Raw genomic sequence first — 22,920 nt, 5'->3', positions numbered from 1 at the left:
ATGCGATCCACGTTGAGAATGCTCATGGTGCCCGCGGCTGTCGTCGTTCTGGCGGCGTCAGCGGGGTGCTCCTCCGGCGTCGACGATGCGGCGAAGGGCAAGTCGGCGGAAGAGATCTGCGGTGCCATCGCGAAGAACGCGCCTGCCTCTACTGCGTTCAAGGCGATTGCCGGTGAGGGGAATTTGGAGGACACCCTTGCCGAGCCGGACAGGTTGCTCAAGGACCTCCGTGCAGCTGCCCTCGAGCCGCAGAGTGGAAAGACGCGTATGAAGGGTATCCCCTTCTGCTGGCCGAGGTCAGCAAAGGACGGGAAGGGTGTCTTCATGCTGACATTCCGTGAGGCGCTGGCTCTCCCGGGAAGGAGCGCTGATGATGAGAAGGTTGCCACCTTCTTCGCCACCGGTGAGCAGGCTTCGTCGTCCGACTACTACGCGTCGGTCTACTTCAAATGTCGCATGAAGGCGCCCGCCCACGAAATCTTGATCGACGCAGAGCTGGAACGGGCTGACGAAAACGAGGCCTCGGAGAAGAGCATCCGGGTGCACCAGATAACGGTGGCCAACGCGGCCGCCCGCAAGGTCGCCGCCGATCTGGGCTGCCAGAACGACACCAAACTGGTGAGCGGCGTGCCGACCCCGACGCCTGCTCAGTAGAAAGCGCTACTGCGGGACAGCCGCGTCTGCGGCGGCGACTCCGCAGAGACCGCCAGCGCCCGCCACGCCATCCCCGGTGCGGGCAAGCGGGCGCGGTACGGCGGACGCCGTGAGGTCGCACGTTCGAGTGAAGTGACCCTGTGTATACGGGTGTTGGCTGTACGGTGAGCGCAAAGCGGCCCCCGCGCTGGCGGCAACCAGCGGCGAGGGCCTTCACCACGAGTGCTTAAGCGAAGGAGCACCCGGAATGCTTCGTCATGTTATCCCGCCTGCCCGTTTCTACTCGCAGGTACCGAACGACCTCATCCGGCACCCGCGGCTCAACTCGGACGCGGTGAGGCTCCTGACCTGGCAACTGTCGCTCCCCGCCGACCGGCACGAATCGCTGTCGACGACCGCCGAGCGCGCCGGGATCAAGCCGAGGGCCTTCCAGCGGGCGAAGCAGCAGTTGAAGGACGAGGGGTACTTCCACGAGTGGAAGGAGCAGGGGCCCGGCGGGCTCTGGCAGACCCGGCAGCTGGTCTCCAATGTCGTGCTGACGGCCGAGGACGTCGCGCATCTGAGGGCAGAGGCACCGGCCCCCGCGAAACGGGCCGCCGGTGAGCCGACGGGCCCGTCCGTCGGCCGCCATCCAGAAGAAGACTTCCAGGAGAACACCTCCAACCCTCCAGACGACGGCGCCCGCCAACTCGTCGAGCAGCTGCGGGATCTGGATCCGCGGCTGCGCGTGCCGCGCGGCATGCTGACCGAACTCGCCGCCCTCGCCGCGCAGTGGTTGCACCTGGGACACACCGTCGACGGCGTACGCGCCGCGATCGCGCGCGGTCTGCCTGCCGCTCGGGACACCATCCATCGGCCTGGCGGGCTGGTGCGCTACCTCCTCCGCGACGTGCCACCGGTCGAGGCGCCTCTCGCACCACCGGAGCCGCCCCGCGTCGCCCTGATGCGGGAATGCGTCGGCTCGCACACCCAGCCGCGCCTCTTCCGGCCGGTGGCGGACGAGGATGCCTGCGCCGAGTGCCGCCGAGCCCGAGCCGAAGAGGCCGCGGCGACATCGCGGCCGCCGGCCACGGGGGCTCAGGCCGCCGTACGGGGCGCGGCAACCGCCAGGGCGGCGCTGCGCACCGTGCCTGTGTAGGGGATCTGCAGATCGAGCCGCCGGGTGGTGTCTTCACCGAGCCCGAGGACCACGGGCTCGGACGCTCCCGGGGCGGGCTGACCACCAAGCTCCACCTGGCGGTCGAGCAGGCCCAGAAACCGATGTCACTGGTCATCACGGCCGGACATCGCGGCGAATCCCCGCAGTTCGAGGTGGTCCTGGGGCGTATCCGGGTGCCCAGGCTTGGGCCAGGCCGCCCGCGCACCCGGCCGGACAAGGTCCGTGCTGACAAGGCGTACGGCTACTGCGCGAACCGCGCCCACCTGCGCAAGCGTGGTATCCGCTGCACCATCCCGGAGAAGCGCGGCCTCGGGCGGTGGTCTGGCCCGCGATACGACTGGCCCTGGTGCCTTGCGTTTGATCTGCCGACCGCTGTCTGAGGCGGTGCGTGCTGCCGCCGGAGCGGTGGGCGTGTCCCGATAGGCCCTTCGCGACAGGCACCGTCACAGTCCTGACCGCCACACCGTTCCGGCATCGGCCACCGGCGTTCCCGAGGCGATCAGGAGACAGGCGACCGTGCCAAGCATGACCCAGCAGACCCCTACGCGTCACCACATGGCTGACCAGCACGCTCGGACACCGAAGCGGCCGCCCCATCACCATGGGGCGGCCGCCTCAGGAGGACGGAACCGCAGAGGCCGTGACCGGAATCGAACCGGCGTAAATCGCTTTGCAGGCGATTCCCTGAGCCACTCGGGCACACGGCCGTGTCTGTCGTACGCATCGACCGTAGGAGCGGGTGGCGGCGGGGCTCAAGGATCCGGCGCGCGCTGCCATACGACTGCCATGCGCCGTTCACAGTGGTTCATGGTCCGGCCGTGGTCGTAGGGCCAAGGGATGAGCACGGTCCCGTCCCACGACAGGGGCGTTCAGTGCGCGTGCCACTTACTCTGGGGCTCATGACCGCCCTCGAACAGCACGGCGCCCACGCCGACACCAACGCCGGAACGGATGCCGACGTCACCGCCGGCAGAGCCCCCGGCGGCGTCCTCGGTCGCGAGCACCGCGCCCTCAGCCTCGGCATCGTGTCCGTCGTTCTGCTGATCGCGTTCGAGGCCACCGCCGTCGGGACGGCCATGCCGGTGGCCGCGCGTGAGCTGCGCGGGGTGGAGCTGTACGCGTTCGCGTTCTCCGCGTACTTCACGACCAGCCTCTTCGGGATGGTGGTGGCCGGGCAGTGGGCCGACCGACGGGGGCCGCTGGGGGCGCTGGCCGCCGGGATCTCGTCGTTCGCCGCCGGGCTGCTGCTCGCCGGGACGGCGTCGACGATGTGGCAGTTCATCGGCGGCCGGGCCGTCCAGGGGCTCGGCGGCGGGCTGGTGATCGTCGCGCTGTACGTCGTCGTCGGGCGCGCCTACCCGGAGCGGCTGCGGCCCACGATCATGGCCGCGTTCGCCGCGAGCTGGGTGGTCCCGTCCGTGATCGGGCCGCTCATCTCCGGGACGGTCACCGAACAGCTCGGCTGGCGCTGGGTGTTCATCGGCATCCCCGCCCTGGTCGTCGTACCGCTGGCGCTCGCGCTGCCCGCGATCCGGCGCATGGCGTCCGGGCCCGTCGACCCGACCGCGCCCGCCCCGCGCTTCGACGCGCACCGCACCCGGCTCGCACTCGCGATCTCGCTGGGGGCCGGGCTGCTCCAGTACGCGGGCCAGAACCTGCGGTGGCTGTCGCTGGTGCCGGCCGCTGCGGGCGCGGCGCTGCTCGTGCCGGCCGTGCTGGGGCTGCTGCCGCGTGGTACGTACCGGGCCGTGCGCGGGCTGCCGTCGGTCGTGCTGCTGCGCGGCGTGGCCGCAGGGTCCTTCATCGCCGCGGAGTCCTTCGTACCGCTGATGCTCGTCACCCAGCGCGGGCTGTCGCCGACGCTCGCCGGGCTGTCGCTCGCGGTGGGCGGGGCGACCTGGGCGCTGGGGTCGTACGTACAGTCCCGGCCGCGTGTGGAGCCGTACCGCGAGCGCCTCATGGTCGGCGGCATGGTCCTCGTAGCCACGGCGATCGCGGCCGCGCCGAGCGTGCTGATCGAGTCCGTGCCGGTGTGGGTCGTGGGGGTCGCCTGGGGCTGGGGCTGCTTCGGGATGGGGCTGGTGATCGCCTCGTCGAGCGTGCTGCTGCTCCAGCTCTCGGCACCGGAGGAGGCGGGCGCGAACTCCGCGGCCCTGCAGATCTCCGACGCGCTGTCGAACGTCCTGCTGCTGGCGGGGGGCGGCGCGGCGTTCGCCGCCCTCGGGGGTGGCGCCGTGGGAGCCCACACCGCCGCGACCGCCGGTGCCGGAGGCTCCCACCCGGCTGCCTTCGCCGTCGTCTTCCTGCCGATGGCGGCGGTGGCACTGGTCGGTGCGTGGGTCGCGACGCGGCTGACGTCACCCGCCGCACCCTGATTCACGCCGCACCCTGATTCACGCGGGCTCGTAAATCACGTGGGTGCCTGGCCTGCCCACCGCTACTCTCCGTACATGAAAGAGCTGACGATCAGCCTGCCCGAGGCCGAGTGGGCCGCCCTCGCGGACCGGGCCGACGCGGAGGGGCGGTCGGCGGAAGAGGTGGCGCAGGAGGCCGTCCGCCGCTACATGGACCTCCAGTCGACCCTGCTCCGCCATGAGGCGATGCGCCTGGCCCTGCGCCACGCACCGCTCCTGAGGAGGCTGGGCGAATGAGCCGGGAGATCACCCGCCACCTCACCCTCTCCGAAGTGACGGACATCGCGCGCTGGGCCTTCGGTGGTCGGCAGCCCGAGCTGCGCGCACCCGGGTCGCTGGAGTCCGCCGTGCACCGGCCGCGCGCCCGGGTGTTCGGTGTCGAGGCGTACCAGGACGTGTACGAGCAGGCCGCCGCGCTGCTGCACGCCATCGCCACGAACCACCCGTTCGTCGACGGCAACAAGCGCACCGCGTGGCTCGCCGCCGCCACGTTCCTCGCCGTCAACGGGGTCGATCTCGCCGACGTCGACCAGGACCGTGCCTACGACCTGGTCGTCGCCGTCGCGAGCGGCGCGATCGACGAGATCCACCGGACCGGCGGGACCGGCGGGAGCGTCACCATCGCCGCCGTCGCGAATGTCCTGCGCACCCTGTGACGCTTGCCGCACCTTCGCGCGTCACGGCCTCGTTCGGCCCGGTGCGCGGCAGTCGCACCGGTAGGGTGGCCCGGTTGTCGTACGGACATCCCGAGTACCCGAGCCCCGCAACCGGAGACCGTGACTACCACCGCCTCGCACTCCCATCACCTCTCACCCGCCTTCCCCGGCCGCGCCCCCTGGGGCACGGCCGGAAAGCTGCGTGCCTGGCAGCAGGGCGCGATGGAGCGGTACATCCAGGAGCAGCCTCGCGACTTCCTCGCGGTGGCGACCCCCGGCGCCGGTAAGACGACCTTCGCGCTCACCCTCGCGTCCTGGCTGCTGCACCACCATGTCGTGCAGCAGATCACCGTCGTCGCGCCGACCGAGCACCTGAAGAAGCAGTGGGCCGCCGCGGCCGCGCGGATAGGCATCAAGCTGGACCCGGAGTACAGCGCGGGCCCGCTGAGCAAGGAGTACGACGGCGTCGCCGTGACGTACGCCGGTGTCGGGGTGCGCCCGATGCTGCACCGCAACCGCAGCGAGCAGCGCAAGACCCTCGTCATCCTCGACGAGATCCACCACGCCGGCGACTCCAAGTCGTGGGGCGAGGCGTGCCTGGAGGCGTTCGAGCCGGCGACGCGGCGCCTCGCGCTCACCGGTACGCCCTTCCGGTCGGACACGAATCCCATCCCCTTCGTCACGTACGAGGAGGGCAACGACGGGATCCGGCGCTCGGCAGCGGACTACACGTACGGCTACGGGAACGCGCTCGCCGACGGCGTCGTCCGGCCGGTCATCTTCCTGAGCTACAGCGGCAACATGCGCTGGCGCACCAAGGCCGGCGACGAGATCGCCGCGCGGCTCGGCGAACCGATGACCAAGGACGCCGTCTCGCAGGCCTGGCGCACGGCCCTGGACCCGCGCGGTGAGTGGATGCCGAACGTCCTGCGCGCCGCCGACCAGCGGCTGACCGAGGTGCGGAAGTCGATCCCGGACGCGGGCGGCCTCGTCATCGCCTCCGATCAGGACTCGGCGCGGGCGTACGCCAAGCTCATCCGCGAGATCACGGGCACGAAGGCGACCATCGTCCTGTCCGACGACGCGGGCGCGTCGAAGCGGATCGACGAGTTCAGCGACAACGACGACCGGTGGATGGTCGCCGTCCGGATGGTGTCCGAAGGCGTCGACGTGCCCCGTCTCTCGGTGGGGGTGTACGCGACGACGATCTCGACGCCGCTGTTCTTCGCGCAGGCCGTCGGCCGTTTCGTACGGTCGAGGCGGCGCGGCGAGACCGCGTCCGTCTTCCTGCCCACCATCCCCATGCTGCTCGGCTTCGCCAACGAGATGGAGGTCGAACGCGACCACGTGCTCGACCGGCCGAAGAAGGAGGGGGAGGAGGACCCCTACGCCGAGTCCGAGAAGGAGATGGACGAGGCCAACAAGCAGCAGGACGAGGACACCGGCGAACAGGACATGCTGCCCTTCGAGGCGCTGGAGTCCGACGCGGTCTTCGACCGGGTGATGTACAACGGCGCCGAGTTCGGCATGCAGGCCCACCCGGGCAGCGAGGAGGAGCAGGACTACCTCGGCATCCCGGGTCTCCTCGAGCCGGACCAGGTGCAGTTGCTGCTCCAGAAGCGGCAGGCACGGCAGATCGCGCACAGCCGGAAGAAGCCGGACGCGGAGGCGGATCTGCTGGAGCTGCCGGCGGAGCGGCGACCGGTGGTCTCGCACAAGGAGCTGCTGGAGCTGCGGAAGCAGCTGAACACGATGGTGGGCGCGTACGTCCACCAGAGCGGCAAGCCGCACGGCGTGATCCACACCGAGCTGCGACGGGTGTGCGGAGGACCGCCGAGCGCGGAGGCGACGGCCGGGCAGATCCGGGAGCGGATCAAGAAGGTGCAGGAGTGGGCCACGCGGATGCGGTGACGTCCGCCGTCCGCTCGTGACCTCGGCGCTTGCCTGCGTCCCCTCGTGACCTGGGGCGCTCGCTCGCGCCCGCTCGTGACCTGGGGCGCTTGCCTGCGTCCGCTTGTGATCCGGGGCGCTCGCGTGCGCCCGCTCATGACGCGCCGCGCCTGCCAGCTCATGACGCGCCGCGCCTGCCTGCCATGACCCGGCGTGCGTGTGTGTCAATGACCGGCAGGCGTGGGTATGCGCGTCCGGGATGCATTTCGCCGTGCCCGAAGTCGCGAGATCCGAGGACCCGAACGCCTGCAGACGATCTGCTTCTTGTCGAGCCGACGCCCGGGTTGTCCCCCCTTGGGTCCCACGCGGGAGTATGAATGCCGCATCGACGCCCGGATTCTGGACGAGGTCTTCCGCTGAGCGGAGCTGATCGCTACATTCCCCGCATTGACAACGCCCCGTGGCAGCGCCGCCGCGGAGCGCAGCCGGTGTGCCAGGGCCTCCGGCGGCCTCTCCGTGCGTGCGGTCGCTCCATGGACCGGTGCCGCTGCAGACCCCGCGAGAGCGCCGCCGTTACCGACTCCGAAGGAGAGGGCGTCGTGACCGCGGAAACCTCCCAGACGCTCGACCGAGGACTGCGCGTCCTCAAGCTGCTCGCCGACACCGACCACGGCCTGACCGTCACCGAGCTGTCCAACCGGCTCGGCGTCAACAGGACCGTCGTCTACCGGTTGCTCGCCACCCTGGAGCAGCACGCCCTGGTCCGCCGCGACCTGGGCGGCCGCGCCCGCGTGGGGCTCGGCGTGCTGCGGCTCGGCCGCCAGGTGCACCCGCTGGTGCGGGAGGCGGCCCTGCCCGCGCTGCGCTCGCTCGCCGAGGACATCGGAGCCACCGCCCATCTGACCTTGGTCGACGGGGCGGAGGCGCTCGCGGTCGCGGTCGTCGAGCCGACGTGGACGGACTACCACGTGGCCTACCGGGCCGGCTTCCGGCACCCCCTGGAGCGCGGCGCCGCGGGCAAGGCGATCCTCGCCGCACGCCAGGGCGGCCTGACGGAGCCCTCGTACACGCTCACACACGGCGAGCTGGAGGCGGGCGCGAGCGGTGCCGCCGCACCGCTGATCGGCGTGACGGGCATAGAGGGCAGCGTGGGCGTCGTCATGCTCGCCGACTCCGTACCGGAGCGGGTCGGCCCCCGTGTCGTGGACGCGGCCCGCGAGGTGGCTGACGCGCTGCGGTGACGCGGTCGACGCCCATGCGGCTGAGCTGAGCTGTGCTGAGGCGAGTTGGGGAGAGGCGGGTTGCGGTGAGGCGTGGTGGGGTGAGGCGAGCTGCGGGTGCCCTCGGCGGCGGGACGCGCCGGGCGGACCGCTAGATTGACACCGTGCTCCTCTCTCGCCTCTCGCGCCCCTGGGCTCTCGTCGTGTGCGCCCTCCCCGTCGTCGCACTGTTCGTGGTCGCCGGGCTCGCGCCGCTGCCGTTCGCCCTGGCGCAGCCGGGGCAGACCACGAACGTGCTGGGGTCGGACCAGGGGAAGCCGGTGATCACGATCTCCGGGGCACCCACACGGAAGACGGAGGGGGCGCTGCGGATGACGACGATCGTGGCGACCGGGCCGTCCGTGGACGTGGATCTCGGCGATGTGGTCGACGCCTGGTTCCGTACGGACCGTGCCGTGCTGCCGCACGACTCGGTCTATCCGTCCGGTCAGTCCGACAAGGAGATCGAGAAGCACAACATCGCCGAGATGAAGAAGTCCCAGGACAGTGCCGTGCAGGCTGCCTTGGACTACCTCGACGAGGACCCGGAGACCGTGAAGGTCACCCTGCACCTCGCCGACGTCGGCGGCCCCAGCGCCGGGCTGCTCTTCTCGCTCGGCATCGTCGACAAGCTCGACGGCAACGGCTCGGGCGGCGACCTCACCGGCGGCCGTGACATCGCCGGTACGGGGACGATCACCGCGGACGGCAAGGTCGGCGCGGTCGGCGGGGTGTCCCTGAAGACACAGGCGGCGGCCCGTGACGGGGCGACCGTCTTCCTCGTGCCCAAGGCCGAGTGCGCGGACGCCCAGGCCGAACTCCCGGACTCGGTGCGGCTGATCCCCGTCACGACACTGAAGGAAGCGGTGGACGCGCTCCGCACCCTGGACCGCGACGCCGCCAAGGTCCCGACCTGCTGAGGCCCTGAGCCGCCCCGGCGTTGGTTCTCAGGCCGCAGCGGCAGGACGGGTCGTACGCGCGGGATGCGCGGCCACCATGCGCAGGCCGAGTTCGACCATTGTCCAGCCCAGTTGGGCACGGAGCGCCCGGCGCGGCGGGCGGGGCGGTCCTGCCACGGCCCGACGGTGCCGGCCGGCGTCGGCCGCATCCCGGTGCAGTTCAGTGGCGCGCAGTTCGTGCAGGTGCAGATGGATGTCGGCGTGCATGACCTGATCGGTCCCTTCAGTCGGTCTTCTGGGGGAACGCGTGCAGATGGAGCCGTACCTGCTCCGAGCCCTCCGCCGGCTCGGCCTGGCGATAGCCGGCGATGAGCTTGTGGATCCTGTCGCGCAGCTCCCCCAGCTGGCCGGGGGAGAGGCGGAGCGTGAAGTCGCTCATGTCCGAGTTCGTCGGCCACTCCTCGGACCAGTCGCCCATCGTTGCCAGCCAGGTCGACAGCTCCCTGTTGTGCATCGTGGCGATCTCGTGCAGGAAGACGTTCGCGGCCCCGCGCGTCTCCGGGTCGGGGTCGGTGAAGAGCGCGGAGTCGAAGGCCGTGCCTTCCTGGGCGGCCTTCCACCACCGCTCTCTGCCCTTTCCGCGCTCCGGGTCGTCCTCCACGAAGCCGTGCGCGGCGAGCTGGCGCAGGTGGTAGCTCGTGGCGCCGCTCGACTCGCCGAGCCGTTCGGCCAGCTGGGAAGCGGTGGCCGGGCCGTGGTGACGCAGTGCCGCCAGCAGCTGCATGCGCAGCGGGTGGGCGAGGCCCCGCAACGAGCGCGGGTCCAGGGTGCGGGTCGGGAACATCTCGGGCTCGGGCATGGCTCGAGCGTAGAGATGCAAAGGAGTCTCTGCAAGTAGTTCTTTGCATCAATCTCTTTGCATGGGCTCCTTTGCATCGACTTCTTTGCGTCTAGCGCCCGCCCACGTCCTCCGCCGCCTGCTCCACCAGCGGGATGATCCGCAGCGGTACGGGGTTCTCCATCACGATCGCCGTCGACGCCCGCACGATCCCCTCGAAGCCGACGACCCGGTCGATCACCCGCTGCAGGTCGGCGTTCGAGCGGGCGACGAGCCGGCACAGCATGTCGCCGTGTCCCGTGGTCGTGTGCAGCTCCAGCACCTCGGGGACCGTGGCCAAGTGGGCCCGTACGTCCGCACCCTGGCCCTGCTTGATCTCCAGGGTCGCGAACGCCGTGACCGGGTAACCGAGCGCCGCCGGGTCGACGTCCGGTCCGAAGCCCCGGATGACGCCGGCCGACTGCAGCCGGTCGAGCCGCGCCTGGACCGTGCCGCGCGCCACGCCGAGGCGGCGCGACGCCTCCAGGACGCCGATCCGCGGCTCGCGCGCGAGGAGCACGATGAGCCGGCCGTCCAGATGATCGATCGCCACGAGGGCCCTCCTGGTGGTCATCCTGTACAGATCGCCCGCACAAATCGGGCACCAACTGGGCAGGTTGCCCAGGCGATACACAAAGTATTGCGCAGCTTGTGGATCGGAGGGAGTCTGCCGCCATGACTGAGACCCTGGATCACACCCCTCACACCGCCCGGCAGGCCGACCCCTTCCCGGTGAAGGGAATGGACGCGGTCGTCTTCGCCGTCGGCAACGCCAAGCAGGCCGCGCACTACTACTCCACGGCCTTCGGCATGAAGCTCGTCGCTTACTCCGGACCGGAGACCGGCAGCCGCGAGACCGCGTCGTACGTCCTGACGAACGGCGCCGCTCGCTTCGTGTTCACCTCCGTCATCAAGTCGGCCACGGACTGGGGCCGTTTCCTCGCCGAGCACGTTGCCGCGCACGGCGACGGCGTCATCGACCTCGCGATCGAGGTGCCGGACGCGCGGGCGGCGTACGCCTACGCCGTCGAGCACGGGGCGCGCGGGATCGAGGAGCCGTACGAGGTCAAGGACGAGCACGGGACCGTGGTGCTCGCGGCGATCGCGACGTACGGCAGCACCCGCCACACGCTCGTCGACCGGTCCGGCTACGACGGCCCGTACCTGCCCGGCTTCGCCGCCGTCGACCCGATCGTCGAGCCCCCGGCGAAGCGGACGTTCCAGGCCATCGACCACTGCGTCGGCAACGTCGAGCTCGGCAGGATGAACGAGTGGGTGGCCTTCTACAACAAGGTCATGGGCTTCACGAACATGAAGGAGTTCGTGGGCGACGACATCGCCACCGAGTACTCGGCGCTGATGTCGAAGGTGGTCGCCGACGGAACGCTCAAGGTGAAGTTCCCGATCAACGAGCCCGCGATCGCGAAGAAGAAGTCGCAGATCGACGAGTACCTGGAGTTCTACGGCGGGGCCGGCGTCCAGCACATCGCGCTCGCGACGAACGACATCGTGGCGACGGTCCGCACGATGCGCGCGGCCGGCGTCCAGTTCCTGGACACGCCCGACTCGTACTATGACACCCTCGGCGAGTGGGTGGGCGACACCCGCGTGCCGATCGAGACCCTGCGTGAGCTGAAGATCCTCGCCGACCGCGACGAGGACGGCTACCTGCTGCAGATCTTCACCAAGCCGGTCCAGGACCGCCCGACGGTGTTCTTCGAACTCATCGAGCGCCACGGCTCGATGGGCTTCGGCAAGGGCAACTTCAAGGCCCTGTTCGAGGCGATCGAGCGCGAGCAGGCCAAGCGCGGCAACCTGTAACGCCGCAGTCCGCAACGCGCCGGCGTATGGCGCGGACACCGGGCGGGAGTGGGTGGCGAGCCCGCCCCCGCCCGGTGCTCATTCACCCGACGGGCTCGGCTCCGACCGGTCCGATGCCGACGGCCCCGGCTCGGACGGACCCGGCTCGGACGGGTCGGATTCCGACCCGTCGGCCCCCGAACGGTCCGGCCCCGGCCGGCCCGACGGCGACCGCTCCGATTCCGACGGGCCCGAGGTCGGCTCGTCGTCCTCGTCGTCGGTCCTGCGCTGACCGTCCGACTCCGACTCCTCCTGGGACTCCGACTCTTCCTCGGACTCCGACTCCGTGCGCGACTCCGGAGGCCCCGCCTCGCCCCAGATGTCCTCGGGCCCTCCCGCCGGCGGCTCGCCCAGCTTGTCGAGCGCCGCTTTGGCGCGCGGCGCCAGGAGCGGGGAGAAGTACGGGTTGATCCGCAGTGCCTCGGCCAGATGGCGGCGGGCCGCGCCGTACAGGCCCTCCGCACGCTCGATCTCACCGCGGTGGTACGAGAAAAGCGGGTTCCGCATGTTCGGTTCCGTCGCCCGCTTCGCGTACGCCAGCCCCTCCTGCGCCCGCCCCGCCCGGTACAGCGCCCACCCGAGCGCGTCCGCCACCTCCAGGCTCCGACGGCCCCGCTCCCACTCCTTCGTCAGCCGGCGCACCGCGGAGCGCGCGTCCCCGTGGTCCGCCTCGTACCGCCCGAGCACCAGCTCCACGTTCACCCCGTGCCCCCGCGCCTCCGCCGCCCGGGTCCGCACCACCCGGTACTGCGTACGCGCGTCCCCGTCCAGGCCCGTCGACTCGTACAGCTCGCCGGCCTCCAGCGCGTACTCCGGCAGCGGCCGCTTCTCCAGCGCCGCCTTGTAGTCCCGCATCGCCTCGTCGGTGCGCCCCAGCGCCCCCAGCGCCCGCCCCCGCCCCGCCAGCGACGGATGGTGCCCGGCATCGATCCGCAGGGCCGTGTCGTAGTGCCCGACGGCCTCCGCGGGCTCGCCCCGCTCCCACGCCAGCTCGCCCAGCCGGTGGTGGGCCGACGCCCTCTCCGCCAGAGTCCTCGCGCGCGTCATGGCCTCGTACGCCGTCGCCGCCGCGTCCTCGGGCCGGCCGTGGCCGGCGTACATCAGCGCCGTCCGTCCGAGGGTCGCCGCGGTGCCCGGGCGCAGGGCCCGGAGCTTCTCGGCGGCCTTCCCGGCCGCCTTGTAGTCGCCGAGACCGTTGTACGCGTCGATCAGCACCGGGTACGCGGTCCACCGCTTCGGCGCCCGCGCCCGCACCTTCTCGCCCCAGCGCTTCGCCGTCGCGTAGTCCCGGCGCGCGTTCGCCAGCGCCGCCATGCCGAGCTGTGCGTCCGCGTTGCCCTTCGCGGCCGGCAGCACCGCGAGCGAACGTTTCAGCGCCGTCTCCGCCTTCGGGTAGTACGACCACTCGCCCGCCAGCGACCCCAGCTCCACGTACGCCGAGCCGAGCACCGCCCAGGACGCCTCGTCGGCCGGGCGCGACCGCAGCCACTTCTCGCGGTTGTCGATCAGCGCCGACAGGTCGTTGAGCGACGCGGGCGCCCCGGCACCCACCGCGAGCATCGCCCGGGCCGCGGGCCCCGACGCAGGCAGCGGCCCTTCGGCCCCGGGGCCGAAGACCAGGAAACCGGCGACCAGGCCGCCGGCGACCAGCGTGCCGATCGCGGCATTCCTGACGTTCGGTGCGTATCGCGTCTTCATGGCGAACACTGTGCGGCAGCGGACACCTGATACGAAGAGCACACCCGGTGCAGCGAACGGGATCGCATACGGGTTCACACCGATGGCCCCCGGTGCCAGGCTGGGATCATGGACGATCTCCTCTCCCGGCTCGTTCCGGAGCTGCGTACGGGCCTCCCGGCCGAAGCCCTGATCATCGACCCGGACATCACCGCCTCGTACGCGAACGACATGGCGAGCTTCTGCGACGCCGGCACTCCCGCCGTCGTCGTACTGCCCCGCACCGTCGAGCAGGTCCAGCACGTCATGCGCACCGCGACCGCGCTGCGCGTCCCGGTCGTCCCGCAGGGCGCCAGGACCGGACTGTCCGGCGCCGCCAACGCCTCCGACGGCTGCATCGTGCTCTCGCTCGTCAAGATGGACCGCATCCTGGAGATCAGCCCCGTCGACCGGATCGCCGTCGTCGAGCCCGGCGTCATCAACGCCACCCTCAGCCGCGCGGTCGGCGAGCACGGCCTGTACTACCCGCCGGACCCCTCCAGCTGGGAGATGTGCACCATCGGCGGCAACATCGGCACCGCGTCCGGCGGGCTGTGCTGCGTCAAGTACGGGGTCACCGCCGAGTACGTCCTCGGCCTCGACGTCGTCCTCGCCGACGGGCGCCTGCTCAGCACCGGCCGCCGCACCGCCAAGGGCGTCGCCGGATACGACCTCACGCGCCTCTTCGTCGGCTCCGAAGGCAGCCTCGGCATCGTTGTCAAAGCGGTCCTCGCGCTCAAGCCCCAGCCGCCCCAGCAGCTCGTCCTCGCCGCGGAGTTCCCCTCGGCGGCGGCAGCCTGCGACGCCGTCTGCGCGATCATGGAGCGCGGCCACACCCCGTCGCTCCTCGAACTCATGGACCGTACGACCATCCACGCCGTCAACAAGATGGCGCAGATGGGCCTCCCCGACACCACCGAGGCGCTGCTGCTAGCCGCCTTCGACACCCCCGACCCGGCCGCCGATCTGGCCGCCGTCGGCGAGCTGTGCACCGCCGCCGGAGCCACCCAGGTCGTCCCCGCCGAGGACGCCGCGGAATCCGAATTGCTGCTCCAGGCCCGCAGGCTGTCACTCACCGCGCTGGAGACCGTCAAGTCCGCGACGATGATCGACGACGTGTGCGTCCCCCGTTCCCAGCTCGCCGCGATGCTCGACGGCACGGCGGCCATCGCGGAGAAGTACGACCTCACCATCGGCGTCTGCGCCCACGCGGGCGACGGCAACACCCACCCCGTCGTCTGCTTCGACCACACCGACCCCGACGAGTCACGGCGCGCCCGTGAGTCGTTCGACGAGATCATGGCCCTTGGCCTCGAGCTCGGCGGCACGATCACCGGTGAACACGGCGTGGGCGTGCTGAAGAAGGAGTGGCTCGCCCGCGAACTGGGCCCGGTCGGCGTCGAGTTGCAGCGCGGGATCAAGCAGACCTTCGACCCGCTGGGCATCCTCAATCCTGGCAAGCTCTTCTGAGTCCTACGGGACCGGGACCACATCGGTGCCAGTGGGGCCACAGCCCTAGGGGGTGTCTTGTGGATCTTGCCGGGCTCGCGTGCCCTGGCACGCACGCTCGCTGCGTTGTCGTCGGTCACCGACGCTCCGCGTCGATTTCCTCCTCCGCCTTGCGATCGCACGCACCAGACCCCGCTCCCTGATCCGGCCTGATCCACAAGACACCCCCTGGACCCCATGCCCGATGGCCCGCGGCACGGCTCCCCGCCTAGCGTGGAAGTACCGACTTCCGGTGACGAAGGAGGAGCCGTGCCCGCACGTCTTGACCACACCATCGTCCACTGCCGCGACCGGTTCGCCGCCGCCCGCTTCCTCACCGAGCTGATCGACGCCCCCGAGCCGAAACCTTTCGGTCCCTTCGCCAGCGTTCCGCTGGCCAACGGGGTCACCCTCGACTACCTCGACGAGCAGGCGGAGTCCGAGATCGTCTCGCAGCATCTGGCGTTCCTCGTCTCCGACGAGGAGTTCGACGAGATCCTCGGCCGGATCAAGGAGAGGGAGCTGCTCTACTGGGCCGACCCGATGCACGCCGAGCCGCAGCAGATCAACCACCACTTCGGTGGCCGCGGGGTGTACGTCGACGACCCCGATGGCCATTCCCTTGAGTTCATCACCCATACCTACGTGTGACCCCCGGGTGCGGGCGGCCTACGCCTCACCTTCCTGGGACTCGTCCGACGGCCACGGGTCCCGCAGGTACAGATCGTCCGCCGGGGTCGGCGCCAGCAGCTCCGCCAGCGCCTCGTCGATCCCGAGTTGCTCCGACTCGGCCCCCGGGGGTACCGCGCGCAGCGTCCGCTCCAGCCATGCGGAGACCTGCGCCGCCGACGCCTCCAGCAGAGCGTCCCCGTCCGGCGAGGTCAGGGCGATGAGGATGACCTTGCGCCCCTCGACCTTGGTCGGCCAGATGCGGACGTCGCCGTGCCCGCACGGCCGGAAGACGCCCTCGACCAGCAGCTCACGGGCGAAGGTCCAGTTCACGGGGTGCTCGGAGCCGATGTGAAAGGTCATGTGCACGGCGTACGGATCGGCCGTGCGGTAGGTCAGCCGGGCCGGTACGGGAATGCTGCGCTCCGGCGACAGCACCAGCTTGAGCTCCAGCTCGCGTTCCACCACGGTGTGCATGAGAGTGCGACTTCCTTTCCTGGTACGAGGCCCGGGAGCGGGCCACGCAGGGAGAGAGCGCCTTCCCCGCCGACTATTACGCGACTTCCGCCAACAACTTCTCAGTGACTTCGGAATCGGTTGCCGTGGTGGGGCACAGCGTTACCGGAAAGTGGTCCTTACGGCGGGACCGGCCCAGGGCGGAGCGCCGGTCTGATAGATGTGGACCCTTGAATCGATGCCCTCCACGCCCTCCAGGAGATACGGGACCACGGTGATGAGTGCCCCAACCCCGGCGACCGGCGACGGCAGCCCTGCGGCCGGCTTCTATCCAGATCCGTCCATCCCCGGATACGTCCGGTACTGGAACGGCACGGCGTGGGTGCCGGGTACGAGCAGGCCTGCGCCCAGGGACGGCGAGTCGCTGCCGACGCCGCCGGCCTCCGCGTCGGCGGCGTCCACCGCGCCGGTGACGCCCGCGACCCCGGCCACGCCCTCGGTGGAGGAGACCGGCCCCGTCTTCCTGGACGAGGAGCCCGAGCCGTCGGCCGCCGCGCCCGAGCCCGCCTCGGCGTGGCACGCGGACACCTCTCACCAGTCGGGCTTCGGCGGCGACCGCGACAACCGTGTCTCGTGGGGCGCGACGCCGCAGGACCCGCGTATCGGTGACGCGTTCCCGGCCGGGCGCCCGGACCCCCGCGCGGCGTCCGGCGCGGACCCGCGTCCGGGGGGCTCCTCCGGCGTCCGGTTCGACCGTGCGGCCGGTCCGTCGGCCGACGACCCGCGGGCCGCGGCCGGCGGGACGGCCCCGGCGGACCCCACCGGTGGTGCGCTGCCCGGGGTGCGGAGTGTGGGCGCCGGCGAGTCGAAGCCGGTCACCGACGGCACCGACACCGTCCGCGCTCAGCGCCCGAAGGCCGACGCGCCCGCCGACGGCACGATGGCGATCCGCGCGCTCGCGCCGCAGCAGCAGCCGTCGCAGCCACAGCAGCAGTCCGTGCAGGCACCGCCCCAGGTGCCCGCTCAGCAGCAGGCTCCCGTCCAGCAGGCACCCGTCCAGCAGGCGCCGGTGAGCGCCGGGGCCGGGGGCGGCGCGGCGTCGTGGGCGCAGCAGGTGCATCAGCTGGCACAGGCGCAGGCCCCCGAGCAGCCGGTCGTGCCGTGGAAGCCGCCGGTCGAAGACCCGTTCCTGCAGGCCGCCCAGGCCCAGGCCGCGGCCAGGCCCGCCGGGCTCGGCAAGCGGTTCGTGGCCCGGCTGATCGACACCGTCGTGCTCGGCGCGGTCACCGGAGCCGTCTCGTTCCCGTTCGTCTCCAAGGCGCTGACCCACATCGACGACAAGATCGCGGCGGCGAAGATGTCGGGCGAGACGGTCACCGTCTGGCTGCTCGACGGGACGACGATCACCCAGTTCGGCATCGCGCTCGCCGCACTGCTCCTGCTCGGCGTGCTGTACGAGGCGCTGCCGACCGCCAAGTGGGGGCGCACGCTCGGCAAGAAGCTGCTGGGTCTCGAGGTGCGCGACATCGAGTCGCACGGGCCCCCGGCGTTCGGGGCCGCGGTGCGGCGCTGGCTGGTGCACGGCGTGCTGGGCGTGCTGCTCATCGGCGTGGTCAACGTGCTGTGGTGTCTGTTCGACCGCCCCTGGCGGCAGTGCTGGCACGACAAGGCTGCGCACACGTTCGTGGCCGGCTGACCGTACGAACCGTCCGTACCTGCTGACGCCCTGTCAGCCCTCTGGCCCCGGGAGTCCCCCGAACGGCACCTGAGCCGTTGCGGGGCCTGGCCGGGCGCGGTGCACTGCCCCCATGAGCAACGACCAGCCGCCCGGCCAGCCGCCCGAGGACGACCCGTTCCGCAAGAAGCCGCAGGAGCCGCAGGAGCCCACGCCGCCGCCCGGTGGGCCTCCGCCGGGCGCGGGCTCTCCGTACGGCGCGCCTCCGCCCCCGCCCCCGGGAGGCGGATCCCCGTACGGCTCCCCCTACGGCGGGGCGGGTGGCGCGCCTCCGCCCCCGTACGACTCCGGCGCCTACGGAGGCGATCCCTACGGGGGCACCGACCCGCTCCACGGAATGCCTCCGCTCGCCGACCCGGCCAAGCGCTTCCTCCAGCGCTTCGTCGACTGGCTGATCGTCACGATTCCGCTCGCGCTCATCGGCATCCCGTTCGGGATCTACCACGGTCTGACGAACTCGTCGGACGACCTCGACGACATCGTCGCCGGCGCGAACACCGGCGGGCAGTGGGTGTTCCAGCTCATCTCGATCGTGGCGTTCGTCGGCTACGACACCCTGATGGTCCGGAAGGTCGGCCAGACCCTCGGCATGAAGCTGATGAAGATGCGTGTCGCGATGCTCAACGACGGGAGCACTCCCGACACGGGCTCCTCGCTCATGCGGGCCGCGGTGCTCTGGCTGCCGCAGCTGATCTGCTGCCCCTGCATCTGGCCGCTGATCCTGGCGATCATGATCCTGGTGGACAAGCCCTACAAGCAGGGCCTGCACGACAAGGCCGCCAAGACGGTGGTGGTGTCAACGGCGCAGTGAATGCTCGCCCACCCGCGGACCGGCCCCCGTGCGCACGTGGGCGACGGGCACCCGGGTGGTGGTGGCGGGATCCGTGGCGACGGCGGTCGCCGCGGCGGCCGGAGCTTCCTCGGGGACGGCGGCGGCATGGTTCGTACGGACCGTGTGCGCCGCCTTCGCCTTGGCGGGCAGCGGCACGGTCACGGCGACCAGCAGGCCCAGCGCGAGCGCGGCGATCCCGATGACGGCGACGCCGATGCCCGTGGAGGTGCGGGAGAGCAGCAGCATGGCGACGGTCGAGACGACGACAGTGGCCGAACCGTAGGCGAGCTGTGCGGCAGTAGGACGCGGCATGACGGTATCCGTCCCTCGAGGCATCATTTCGTGGTGTCGCAACGGGTCGCACTGTCAGCGACTCTACGACGGTGGATGCCCGAGGGGAACCGGTAGTAAGCGTGACCTAACCCACGGTACCGGTGCATGGGGGGCGCATGGAGTCACCCGTTCCGCGGAGTGGACGGTTCGATGCGCCTGTTGTCGGGTCGCGTGGGGTAATAGGGTTTTCCCTTGCGTCTGAGTGTCCACGCGTCCGGATATCGGAACTGCGCTCCTGCATAGTGCAGTTGGCCTGCGCAAGTCAAGATCTGTCTTTTCTTTCTTAACTCCGGTCGAATGTCGTCACTTGTGACGCGCAGCCGCGCGCGGATCCACCCCACATCCTTGGTTCCGCGGACGCGGGCGCGGGGGAGGACACTGTCAAGTGACCAGCAGACGACGGGCGATCAGAACGTCCGCGGTGTTCGTGGTGCTCGCAGCCACCGGTGCGACGGCCTCGGCCTACACCATGGCCCAGGCGGAGAACCACAGCACGACGGCCGGTATCGAGCGCCATGACCCGGCGCCGGGAGCCGGCCACGACAAGGCCCATGACGCGGCCCATGTCGACCACGATCTCGAGGGTCCGTTCAGCAAGCAGCAGGAGCAGCAGCGCAAGGCGGCGCTGGAGCAGGTCATATCCGGCGACGCGACCGTGCAGAAGCGCGGTGCGTCCAACGTCGTGAAGCTCGACGACAAGAAGTACGTCGAGCTCGGCCGTGAGAAGACGGACAAGATCTTCACGATCCTCGTCGAGTTCGGCGACAAGGTCGACGACACGACCATGTTCGACCCGGACGGCGACGGCCCCGAGGCTCCCGTCAAGAAGTACGGCGGCACGCCCGGCCCGCTCCACAACGCGATAGCCGAGCCGGATCGCAAGGCCGACAACTCGACCGCCTGGCAGAAGGACTTCAACCAGGCGCATTTCCAGGACCTGTACTTCGGCAAGGGCAAGAACAAGGACGGCAGCCCCAAGCACTCGCTGAAGACGTACTACGAGCGGACCTCGTCCGGCCGCTACTCGGTCGACGGCACCGTCTCCGACTGGGTCAAGGTCGAGTACAACGAGGCCCGTTACGGCTCCAACTACTGCGGCTCGTCCAACTGCGCCAACGTCTGGGACACGGTGCGGGACGGCGTCAACGCCTGGGCCGCCGACCAGAAGGCCAAGGGCCGGACCGACGCCCAGATCAAGGCGGACCTGGCCCAGTACGACCAGTGGGACCGCTACGACTTCGACGCCGACGGCAACTTCAACGAGGCCGACGGCTACATCGACCACTTCCAGATCGTCCACGCGGGCGAGGACGAGTCGGCGGGCGGCGGCGTCCAGGGCGGCGACGCCCTGTGGGCCCACCGCTGGTACGCGTACGGCACCGACGCCGGCAAGACGGGCCCGGCGGGCAACAAGTCCGGCGGCACCCAGATCGGCAACACCGGCATCTGGGTCGGCGACTACACCATGCAGCCCGAGAACGGCGGACTCGGCGTCTTCGCCCACGAGTACGGCCACGACCTCGGCCTGCCCGACCTGTACGACACCTCGGGCAAGGGCGAGAACTCCACCGGCTACTGGTCCCTGATGTCGTCCGGTTCCTGGCTGGGCACCGGCCAGGAGTCCATCGGCGACCTCCCCGGCGACATGAACGCCTGGGACAAGCTGCAGCTGGGCTGGCTCAACTACACCAAGGCCGAGGCGGCGACGAAGTCCACCCACAAGCTGGGTGTGTCCGAGTACAACACCAAGAACCCGCAGGCCCTCGTCGTCGAGCTGCCGAAGAAGGCCGTCACCACCACCGTCGTGAAGCCCGCCGAGGGCTCCAAGCAGTGGTGGAGCGACATGGGTGACGACCTCAAGAACACCCTCACCCGCACGGTCGACCTCACCGGCAAGTCCAAGGCGTCCCTGGAGCTTTCGGGCTGGTGGGACATCGAGGCCGACTACGACTACCTGTACGCCGAGGTGTCGACCGACGGCGGCGCCAACTGGACCGCGGTCGACGGCACCGCCGACGGCGCGGCCATCACCCGCGACGCGAGCGGCGCCCCGGCGCTGACCGGTGCGTCGGGCGCGTACAAGAAGCTCGTCTACGGCCTCGACGCGTACGCCGGCAAGAAGGTCGACGTCCGCTTCCGCTACCAGACGGACGGCGGCGCGGGCGGCAAGGGCTTCGCGGCCGACGCGATCACCGTCACCGCCGACGGCGCCCCGCTGTTCTCGGACAACGCCGAGGGCGACGACAACGGCTGGACCGCCAAGGGCTTCTCCCGCATCGGCGAGTCCTTCACCAAGGAGTACGAGCAGTACTACCTCGCCGAGAACCGGCAGTACGTCTCGTACGACGCGACCCTGAAGGTCGGCCCGTACAACTTCGGCTTCAAGGCGCCGAAGGACAGCTGGGTCGAGCACTACCCGTACCAGAACGGCCTGCTGGTCTGGCTCTGGGACACCTCCCAGAAGGACAACAACACCAGCCAGCACCCGGGCCGTGGTCTGATCCTGCCGGTCGACGCCAACGCCAAGCCGATGAAGTGGGCGGACGGCACCCTGCTCCGGAACCGGATCCAGGCCTACGACTCGACCTTCAGCCGCTTCACGACGGACGCCTTCACCCTCCACAAGGCGGACGCTCCGCTGCGGATCGGTGCGCACAAGGGCATCCCGGTCTTCGACGACCGCAAGGGCGTCTACTGGTACGAGGAGAACCCGACCGCCGGTGTCAAGGTAACTGACACCAACACTCGGATAGCGATCGTCGACGAGCCGAAGAACGGCCAGACGATCACTCTGAAGGTGGGCCCCTCGACCAAGTAGTCGACATCGTCGCAGGTCAGAGCGTGATCGGCCGTCGCCCTCTAGCGGGCGGCGGCCGATCGTGTTTAGGTGCGTCTGACGAAGTTCTTATTGACAGCGAGCTCACGGGGGAGTGATGCGGCATGCCCGGCGGAGGTTTCTGCAAGCTGCCAGGAGGCAGTGTCGTGGTCGCGATAGGGCTGCCGAGTCCGGTCGGCGACGGCAGTACGGTGCGCGTGCTGGTGCACGCGGCGAACCGTGCGCGGGCGCTGACGCGGCTGCGGAATCTGGGGCTGCGCGCGGTGTATCTGCGCGGTAACGCGGAGCCGCCGACGCCGGACGAGATCACGGCGGTACTGCACCACCCCGACGGCCTGCTGTGGCGCACCCACGAGCCGCCGTCCCAGGAGCTCTGGCACCCCATACGCGCACTGCTCCGCCCGGCGGGCGGAGCGTAGGCCTCCGGGGGGGTGGGCGGCGCGTAGGCCTCATGCGTAGGCCTCTGGAGACCGCGGAGGCCCCGGTCACACCACCGGCTTCCCCGACAGCTCCACCCCTGCCCCCCGCAGCTCCTCGAGCGCCCGGTCCGTCGTGTCCTCGGCGACACCGGCCGTGAGGTCGAGCAGTACGTGCGTGCGGAAGCCCTCGCGGACCGCGTCCAGGGCCGTCGCGCGTACGCAGTGGTCCGTGGCGATGCCGACGATGTCCACCTCGGTGACATCGCGGGCCCGCAGCCACTCGGCCAGCGTGGAGCCGTTCTCGTCGCTCCCCTCGAAGCCGCTGTACGCCGCCGCGTGCGCGCCCTTGTCGAAGACCGTGTCGACCGCCCCGCTGGCGACCGCCGGGGCGAAGTTCGGGTGGAAGCCCACGCCCTCCGTCCCCGCGACGCAGTGCGCCGGCCATGTGCGGACGTAGTCGGGGTGCTCCGAGAAGTGGTCGCCCGGATCGATGTGGTGGTCACGGGTGGCCACCACGTGCCGGTAGCCGGGCTGGGCCTCACCGATGAGGTCGGTGATGGCGGCGGCGACTTCCGCGCCCCCCGCCACCGCGAGGCTGCCCCCCTCGCAGAAGTCGTTCTGAACGTCCACGACGATCAATGCGCGGTGCATGGCGGGTGTCCTTCGGTGGTGGGAGGCGGGGGAGGGGGGAGCGGCGACGGTCGGGCGGCAATGTTCTGAGGGTAGAGACTCAAACCGCCTTGCGGGAGAGGGCATTTGCCTGCTAAC

The 22,920-nt window shown here is 70.7% G+C and carries 22 protein-coding genes, 1 tRNA gene and 1 pseudogene; 16 read left to right on the top strand and 8 right to left on the bottom strand.

The annotated features are described in order from the left end of the window. From ACFV9O_RS23050 to ACFV9O_RS23040, 3 genes and pseudogenes are all read left to right on the top strand, one after another. Entirely contained in the window at positions 1 to 654 is a 654-nt protein-coding gene (locus tag ACFV9O_RS23050; RefSeq protein WP_385420725.1) for a hypothetical protein, read from the top strand. Between the two features lie 247 nt (positions 655 to 901). After that, complete coding sequence (locus ACFV9O_RS23045; RefSeq protein WP_385420723.1) at positions 902 to 1,792, top strand: hypothetical protein; 891 nt, start codon at positions 902 to 904, stop codon at positions 1,790 to 1,792. Positions 1,793 to 1,830: 38 nt separating this feature from the next. Beyond that, positions 1,831 to 2,112, top strand: a pseudogene (locus ACFV9O_RS23040) (transposase); the annotation flags it as partial. 336 nt (positions 2,113 to 2,448) lie between these two features. Here the strand turns inward: ACFV9O_RS23040 and ACFV9O_RS23035 are convergent. Next, a tRNA-Cys gene (locus ACFV9O_RS23035) sits at positions 2,449 to 2,520 on the bottom strand. A 192-nt stretch (positions 2,521 to 2,712) separates the two neighbouring features. On the opposite strand from ACFV9O_RS23035, the gene ACFV9O_RS23030 reads away from it, so the two are divergent. The 6 genes from ACFV9O_RS23030 to ACFV9O_RS23005 all read left to right on the top strand — a co-directional run bounded on the left by ACFV9O_RS23030 (position 2,713) and on the right by ACFV9O_RS23005 (position 8,952). Next, a complete protein-coding gene (locus ACFV9O_RS23030; protein WP_385420721.1) occupies positions 2,713 to 4,188 on the top strand; it encodes an MFS transporter in 1,476 nt (491 codons plus the stop codon). A 75-nt stretch (positions 4,189 to 4,263) separates the two neighbouring features. Further along, positions 4,264 to 4,464 (top strand): hypothetical protein, encoded by a 201-nt coding sequence (locus ACFV9O_RS23025; RefSeq protein WP_385420720.1) that lies wholly within the window; start codon positions 4,264 to 4,266, stop codon positions 4,462 to 4,464. Next, positions 4,461 to 4,883 (top strand): type II toxin-antitoxin system death-on-curing family toxin, encoded by a 423-nt coding sequence (locus tag ACFV9O_RS23020; protein WP_385420718.1) that lies wholly within the window; start codon positions 4,461 to 4,463, stop codon positions 4,881 to 4,883. Before ACFV9O_RS23025 ends, ACFV9O_RS23020 begins: the two co-directional genes overlap by 4 nt. Positions 4,884 to 5,003: 120 nt before the next feature. After that, on the top strand, positions 5,004 to 6,794 hold the full coding sequence (locus ACFV9O_RS23015; RefSeq protein ID WP_385420716.1) for a DEAD/DEAH box helicase: 1,791 nt from the start codon (positions 5,004 to 5,006) through the stop codon (positions 6,792 to 6,794). A gap of 578 nt (positions 6,795 to 7,372) precedes the next feature. Continuing rightward, positions 7,373 to 8,014: an IclR family transcriptional regulator gene (locus tag ACFV9O_RS23010; RefSeq protein ID WP_385420715.1), complete on the top strand. Its 642-nt coding sequence runs from the start codon at positions 7,373 to 7,375 to the stop codon at positions 8,012 to 8,014. Between the two features lie 143 nt (positions 8,015 to 8,157). Then, positions 8,158 to 8,952, top strand: a complete 795-nt coding sequence (locus ACFV9O_RS23005; protein ID WP_385420713.1) for a S16 family serine protease — start codon at positions 8,158 to 8,160, stop codon at positions 8,950 to 8,952. A 27-nt stretch (positions 8,953 to 8,979) separates the two neighbouring features. Here the strand turns inward: ACFV9O_RS23005 and ACFV9O_RS23000 are convergent, their stop codons facing one another. The 3 genes from ACFV9O_RS23000 to ACFV9O_RS22990 form a co-directional block, all read right to left on the bottom strand. Continuing rightward, on the bottom strand, positions 8,980 to 9,198 hold the full coding sequence (locus ACFV9O_RS23000; RefSeq protein ID WP_385420711.1) for a hypothetical protein: 219 nt from the start codon (positions 9,196 to 9,198) through the stop codon (positions 8,980 to 8,982). Positions 9,199 to 9,214: 16 nt separating this feature from the next. Next, complete coding sequence (locus ACFV9O_RS22995; protein ID WP_385420709.1) at positions 9,215 to 9,790, bottom strand: ArsR/SmtB family transcription factor; 576 nt, start codon at positions 9,788 to 9,790, stop codon at positions 9,215 to 9,217. 91 nt (positions 9,791 to 9,881) lie between these two features. Next, entirely contained in the window at positions 9,882 to 10,361 is a 480-nt protein-coding gene (locus tag ACFV9O_RS22990) for an Lrp/AsnC family transcriptional regulator (protein ID WP_385420707.1), read from the bottom strand. A 122-nt stretch (positions 10,362 to 10,483) separates the two neighbouring features. On the opposite strand from ACFV9O_RS22990, the gene hppD reads away from it, so the two are divergent. Next, complete coding sequence (gene hppD, locus ACFV9O_RS22985; RefSeq protein WP_385420705.1) at positions 10,484 to 11,629, top strand: 4-hydroxyphenylpyruvate dioxygenase; 1,146 nt, start codon at positions 10,484 to 10,486, stop codon at positions 11,627 to 11,629. Positions 11,630 to 11,707: 78 nt separating this feature from the next. Here the strand turns inward: hppD and ACFV9O_RS22980 are convergent, their stop codons facing one another. Further along, positions 11,708 to 13,366 carry a tetratricopeptide repeat protein gene (locus tag ACFV9O_RS22980; protein WP_385420704.1) on the bottom strand — a complete coding sequence of 553 codons (1,659 nt, stop codon included), beginning with the start codon at positions 13,364 to 13,366 and terminating at the stop codon, positions 11,708 to 11,710. A 108-nt stretch (positions 13,367 to 13,474) separates the two neighbouring features. Between ACFV9O_RS22980 and ACFV9O_RS22975 the strand changes: the two genes are divergently transcribed. Both ACFV9O_RS22975 and ACFV9O_RS22970 read left to right on the top strand, forming a co-directional pair. Then, the gene (locus ACFV9O_RS22975) at positions 13,475 to 14,854 is read left to right on the top strand and encodes an FAD-binding oxidoreductase (protein WP_385420702.1); all 1,380 of its coding nucleotides are present in this window, start codon (positions 13,475 to 13,477) and stop codon (positions 14,852 to 14,854) included. A 288-nt stretch (positions 14,855 to 15,142) separates the two neighbouring features. Further along, on the top strand, positions 15,143 to 15,523 hold the full coding sequence (locus tag ACFV9O_RS22970; RefSeq protein ID WP_385420701.1) for a VOC family protein: 381 nt from the start codon (positions 15,143 to 15,145) through the stop codon (positions 15,521 to 15,523). Positions 15,524 to 15,541: 18 nt separating this feature from the next. Here the strand turns inward: ACFV9O_RS22970 and ACFV9O_RS22965 are convergent, their stop codons facing one another. Continuing rightward, the gene (locus ACFV9O_RS22965) at positions 15,542 to 16,018 is read right to left on the bottom strand and encodes an SsgA family sporulation/cell division regulator (RefSeq protein WP_385420699.1); all 477 of its coding nucleotides are present in this window, start codon (positions 16,016 to 16,018) and stop codon (positions 15,542 to 15,544) included. 256 nt (positions 16,019 to 16,274) lie between these two features. Here ACFV9O_RS22965 and ACFV9O_RS22960 point away from each other — a divergent pair, with 256 nt between their 5' ends. Both ACFV9O_RS22960 and ACFV9O_RS22955 read left to right on the top strand, forming a co-directional pair. Beyond that, positions 16,275 to 17,693: an RDD family protein gene (locus tag ACFV9O_RS22960; RefSeq protein WP_385420697.1), complete on the top strand. Its 1,419-nt coding sequence runs from the start codon at positions 16,275 to 16,277 to the stop codon at positions 17,691 to 17,693. A gap of 112 nt (positions 17,694 to 17,805) precedes the next feature. After that, positions 17,806 to 18,543, top strand: coding sequence for an RDD family protein (locus ACFV9O_RS22955; RefSeq protein WP_385420696.1), 738 nt, complete (start codon positions 17,806 to 17,808; stop codon positions 18,541 to 18,543). Here ACFV9O_RS22955 and ACFV9O_RS22950 read toward each other — a convergent pair. Then, positions 18,529 to 18,876, bottom strand: a complete 348-nt coding sequence (locus ACFV9O_RS22950) for a hypothetical protein (RefSeq protein ID WP_385420695.1) — start codon at positions 18,874 to 18,876, stop codon at positions 18,529 to 18,531. The genes ACFV9O_RS22955 and ACFV9O_RS22950 overlap by 15 nt on opposite strands. A 406-nt stretch (positions 18,877 to 19,282) precedes the next feature. Here ACFV9O_RS22950 and ACFV9O_RS22945 point away from each other — a divergent pair, with 406 nt between their 5' ends. Both ACFV9O_RS22945 and ACFV9O_RS22940 read left to right on the top strand, forming a co-directional pair. Beyond that, positions 19,283 to 21,715: an immune inhibitor A domain-containing protein gene (locus ACFV9O_RS22945; protein ID WP_385420693.1), complete on the top strand. Its 2,433-nt coding sequence runs from the start codon at positions 19,283 to 19,285 to the stop codon at positions 21,713 to 21,715. Between the two features lie 122 nt (positions 21,716 to 21,837). Next, positions 21,838 to 22,152 (top strand): hypothetical protein, encoded by a 315-nt coding sequence (locus tag ACFV9O_RS22940; RefSeq protein ID WP_385420691.1) that lies wholly within the window; start codon positions 21,838 to 21,840, stop codon positions 22,150 to 22,152. Positions 22,153 to 22,218: 66 nt separating this feature from the next. Here ACFV9O_RS22940 and ACFV9O_RS22935 read toward each other — a convergent pair whose 3' ends face one another. After that, a complete protein-coding gene (locus tag ACFV9O_RS22935; RefSeq protein WP_385420690.1) occupies positions 22,219 to 22,803 on the bottom strand; it encodes an isochorismatase family protein in 585 nt (194 codons plus the stop codon). Positions 22,804 to 22,920: the final 117 nt, after the last annotated feature.

Source organism: Streptomyces sp. NPDC059909 (assembly GCF_042730885.1).
Lineage (GTDB): Bacteria > Actinomycetota > Actinomycetes > Streptomycetales > Streptomycetaceae > Streptomyces.
The sequence above is the reverse complement of the archived record's forward strand: the minus strand, read 5'-3'. Positions and strand labels throughout refer to the sequence as shown.

Excerpts from the sequence above, each read along its gene's own strand:
- ACFV9O_RS23050 (WP_385420725.1), top strand. The coding sequence starts at position 1 with ATGCGATCCACGTTGAGAATGCTCATGGTGCCCGCGGCTGTCGTCGTT.
- ACFV9O_RS23045 (WP_385420723.1), top strand. The coding sequence starts at position 902 with ATGCTTCGTCATGTTATCCCGCCTGCCCGTTTCTACTCGCAGGTACCG.
- ACFV9O_RS23030 (WP_385420721.1), top strand. The coding sequence starts at position 2,713 with ATGACCGCCCTCGAACAGCACGGCGCCCACGCCGACACCAACGCCGGA.
- ACFV9O_RS23025 (WP_385420720.1), top strand. The coding sequence starts at position 4,264 with ATGAAAGAGCTGACGATCAGCCTGCCCGAGGCCGAGTGGGCCGCCCTC.
- ACFV9O_RS23020 (WP_385420718.1), top strand. The coding sequence starts at position 4,461 with ATGAGCCGGGAGATCACCCGCCACCTCACCCTCTCCGAAGTGACGGAC.
- ACFV9O_RS23000 (WP_385420711.1), bottom strand. The coding sequence starts at position 9,198 with ATGCACGCCGACATCCATCTGCACCTGCACGAACTGCGCGCCACTGAA.
- ACFV9O_RS22995 (WP_385420709.1), bottom strand. The coding sequence starts at position 9,790 with ATGCCCGAGCCCGAGATGTTCCCGACCCGCACCCTGGACCCGCGCTCG.
- hppD (WP_385420705.1), top strand. The coding sequence starts at position 10,484 with ATGACTGAGACCCTGGATCACACCCCTCACACCGCCCGGCAGGCCGAC.
- ACFV9O_RS22980 (WP_385420704.1), bottom strand. The coding sequence starts at position 13,366 with ATGAAGACGCGATACGCACCGAACGTCAGGAATGCCGCGATCGGCACG.
- ACFV9O_RS22975 (WP_385420702.1), top strand. The coding sequence starts at position 13,475 with ATGGACGATCTCCTCTCCCGGCTCGTTCCGGAGCTGCGTACGGGCCTC.
- ACFV9O_RS22965 (WP_385420699.1), bottom strand. The coding sequence starts at position 16,018 with ATGCACACCGTGGTGGAACGCGAGCTGGAGCTCAAGCTGGTGCTGTCG.
- ACFV9O_RS22960 (WP_385420697.1), top strand. The coding sequence starts at position 16,275 with ATGAGTGCCCCAACCCCGGCGACCGGCGACGGCAGCCCTGCGGCCGGC.
- ACFV9O_RS22955 (WP_385420696.1), top strand. The coding sequence starts at position 17,806 with ATGAGCAACGACCAGCCGCCCGGCCAGCCGCCCGAGGACGACCCGTTC.
- ACFV9O_RS22950 (WP_385420695.1), bottom strand. The coding sequence starts at position 18,876 with ATGCCGCGTCCTACTGCCGCACAGCTCGCCTACGGTTCGGCCACTGTC.
- ACFV9O_RS22940 (WP_385420691.1), top strand. The coding sequence starts at position 21,838 with ATGCCCGGCGGAGGTTTCTGCAAGCTGCCAGGAGGCAGTGTCGTGGTC.
- ACFV9O_RS22935 (WP_385420690.1), bottom strand. The coding sequence starts at position 22,803 with ATGCACCGCGCATTGATCGTCGTGGACGTTCAGAACGACTTCTGCGAG.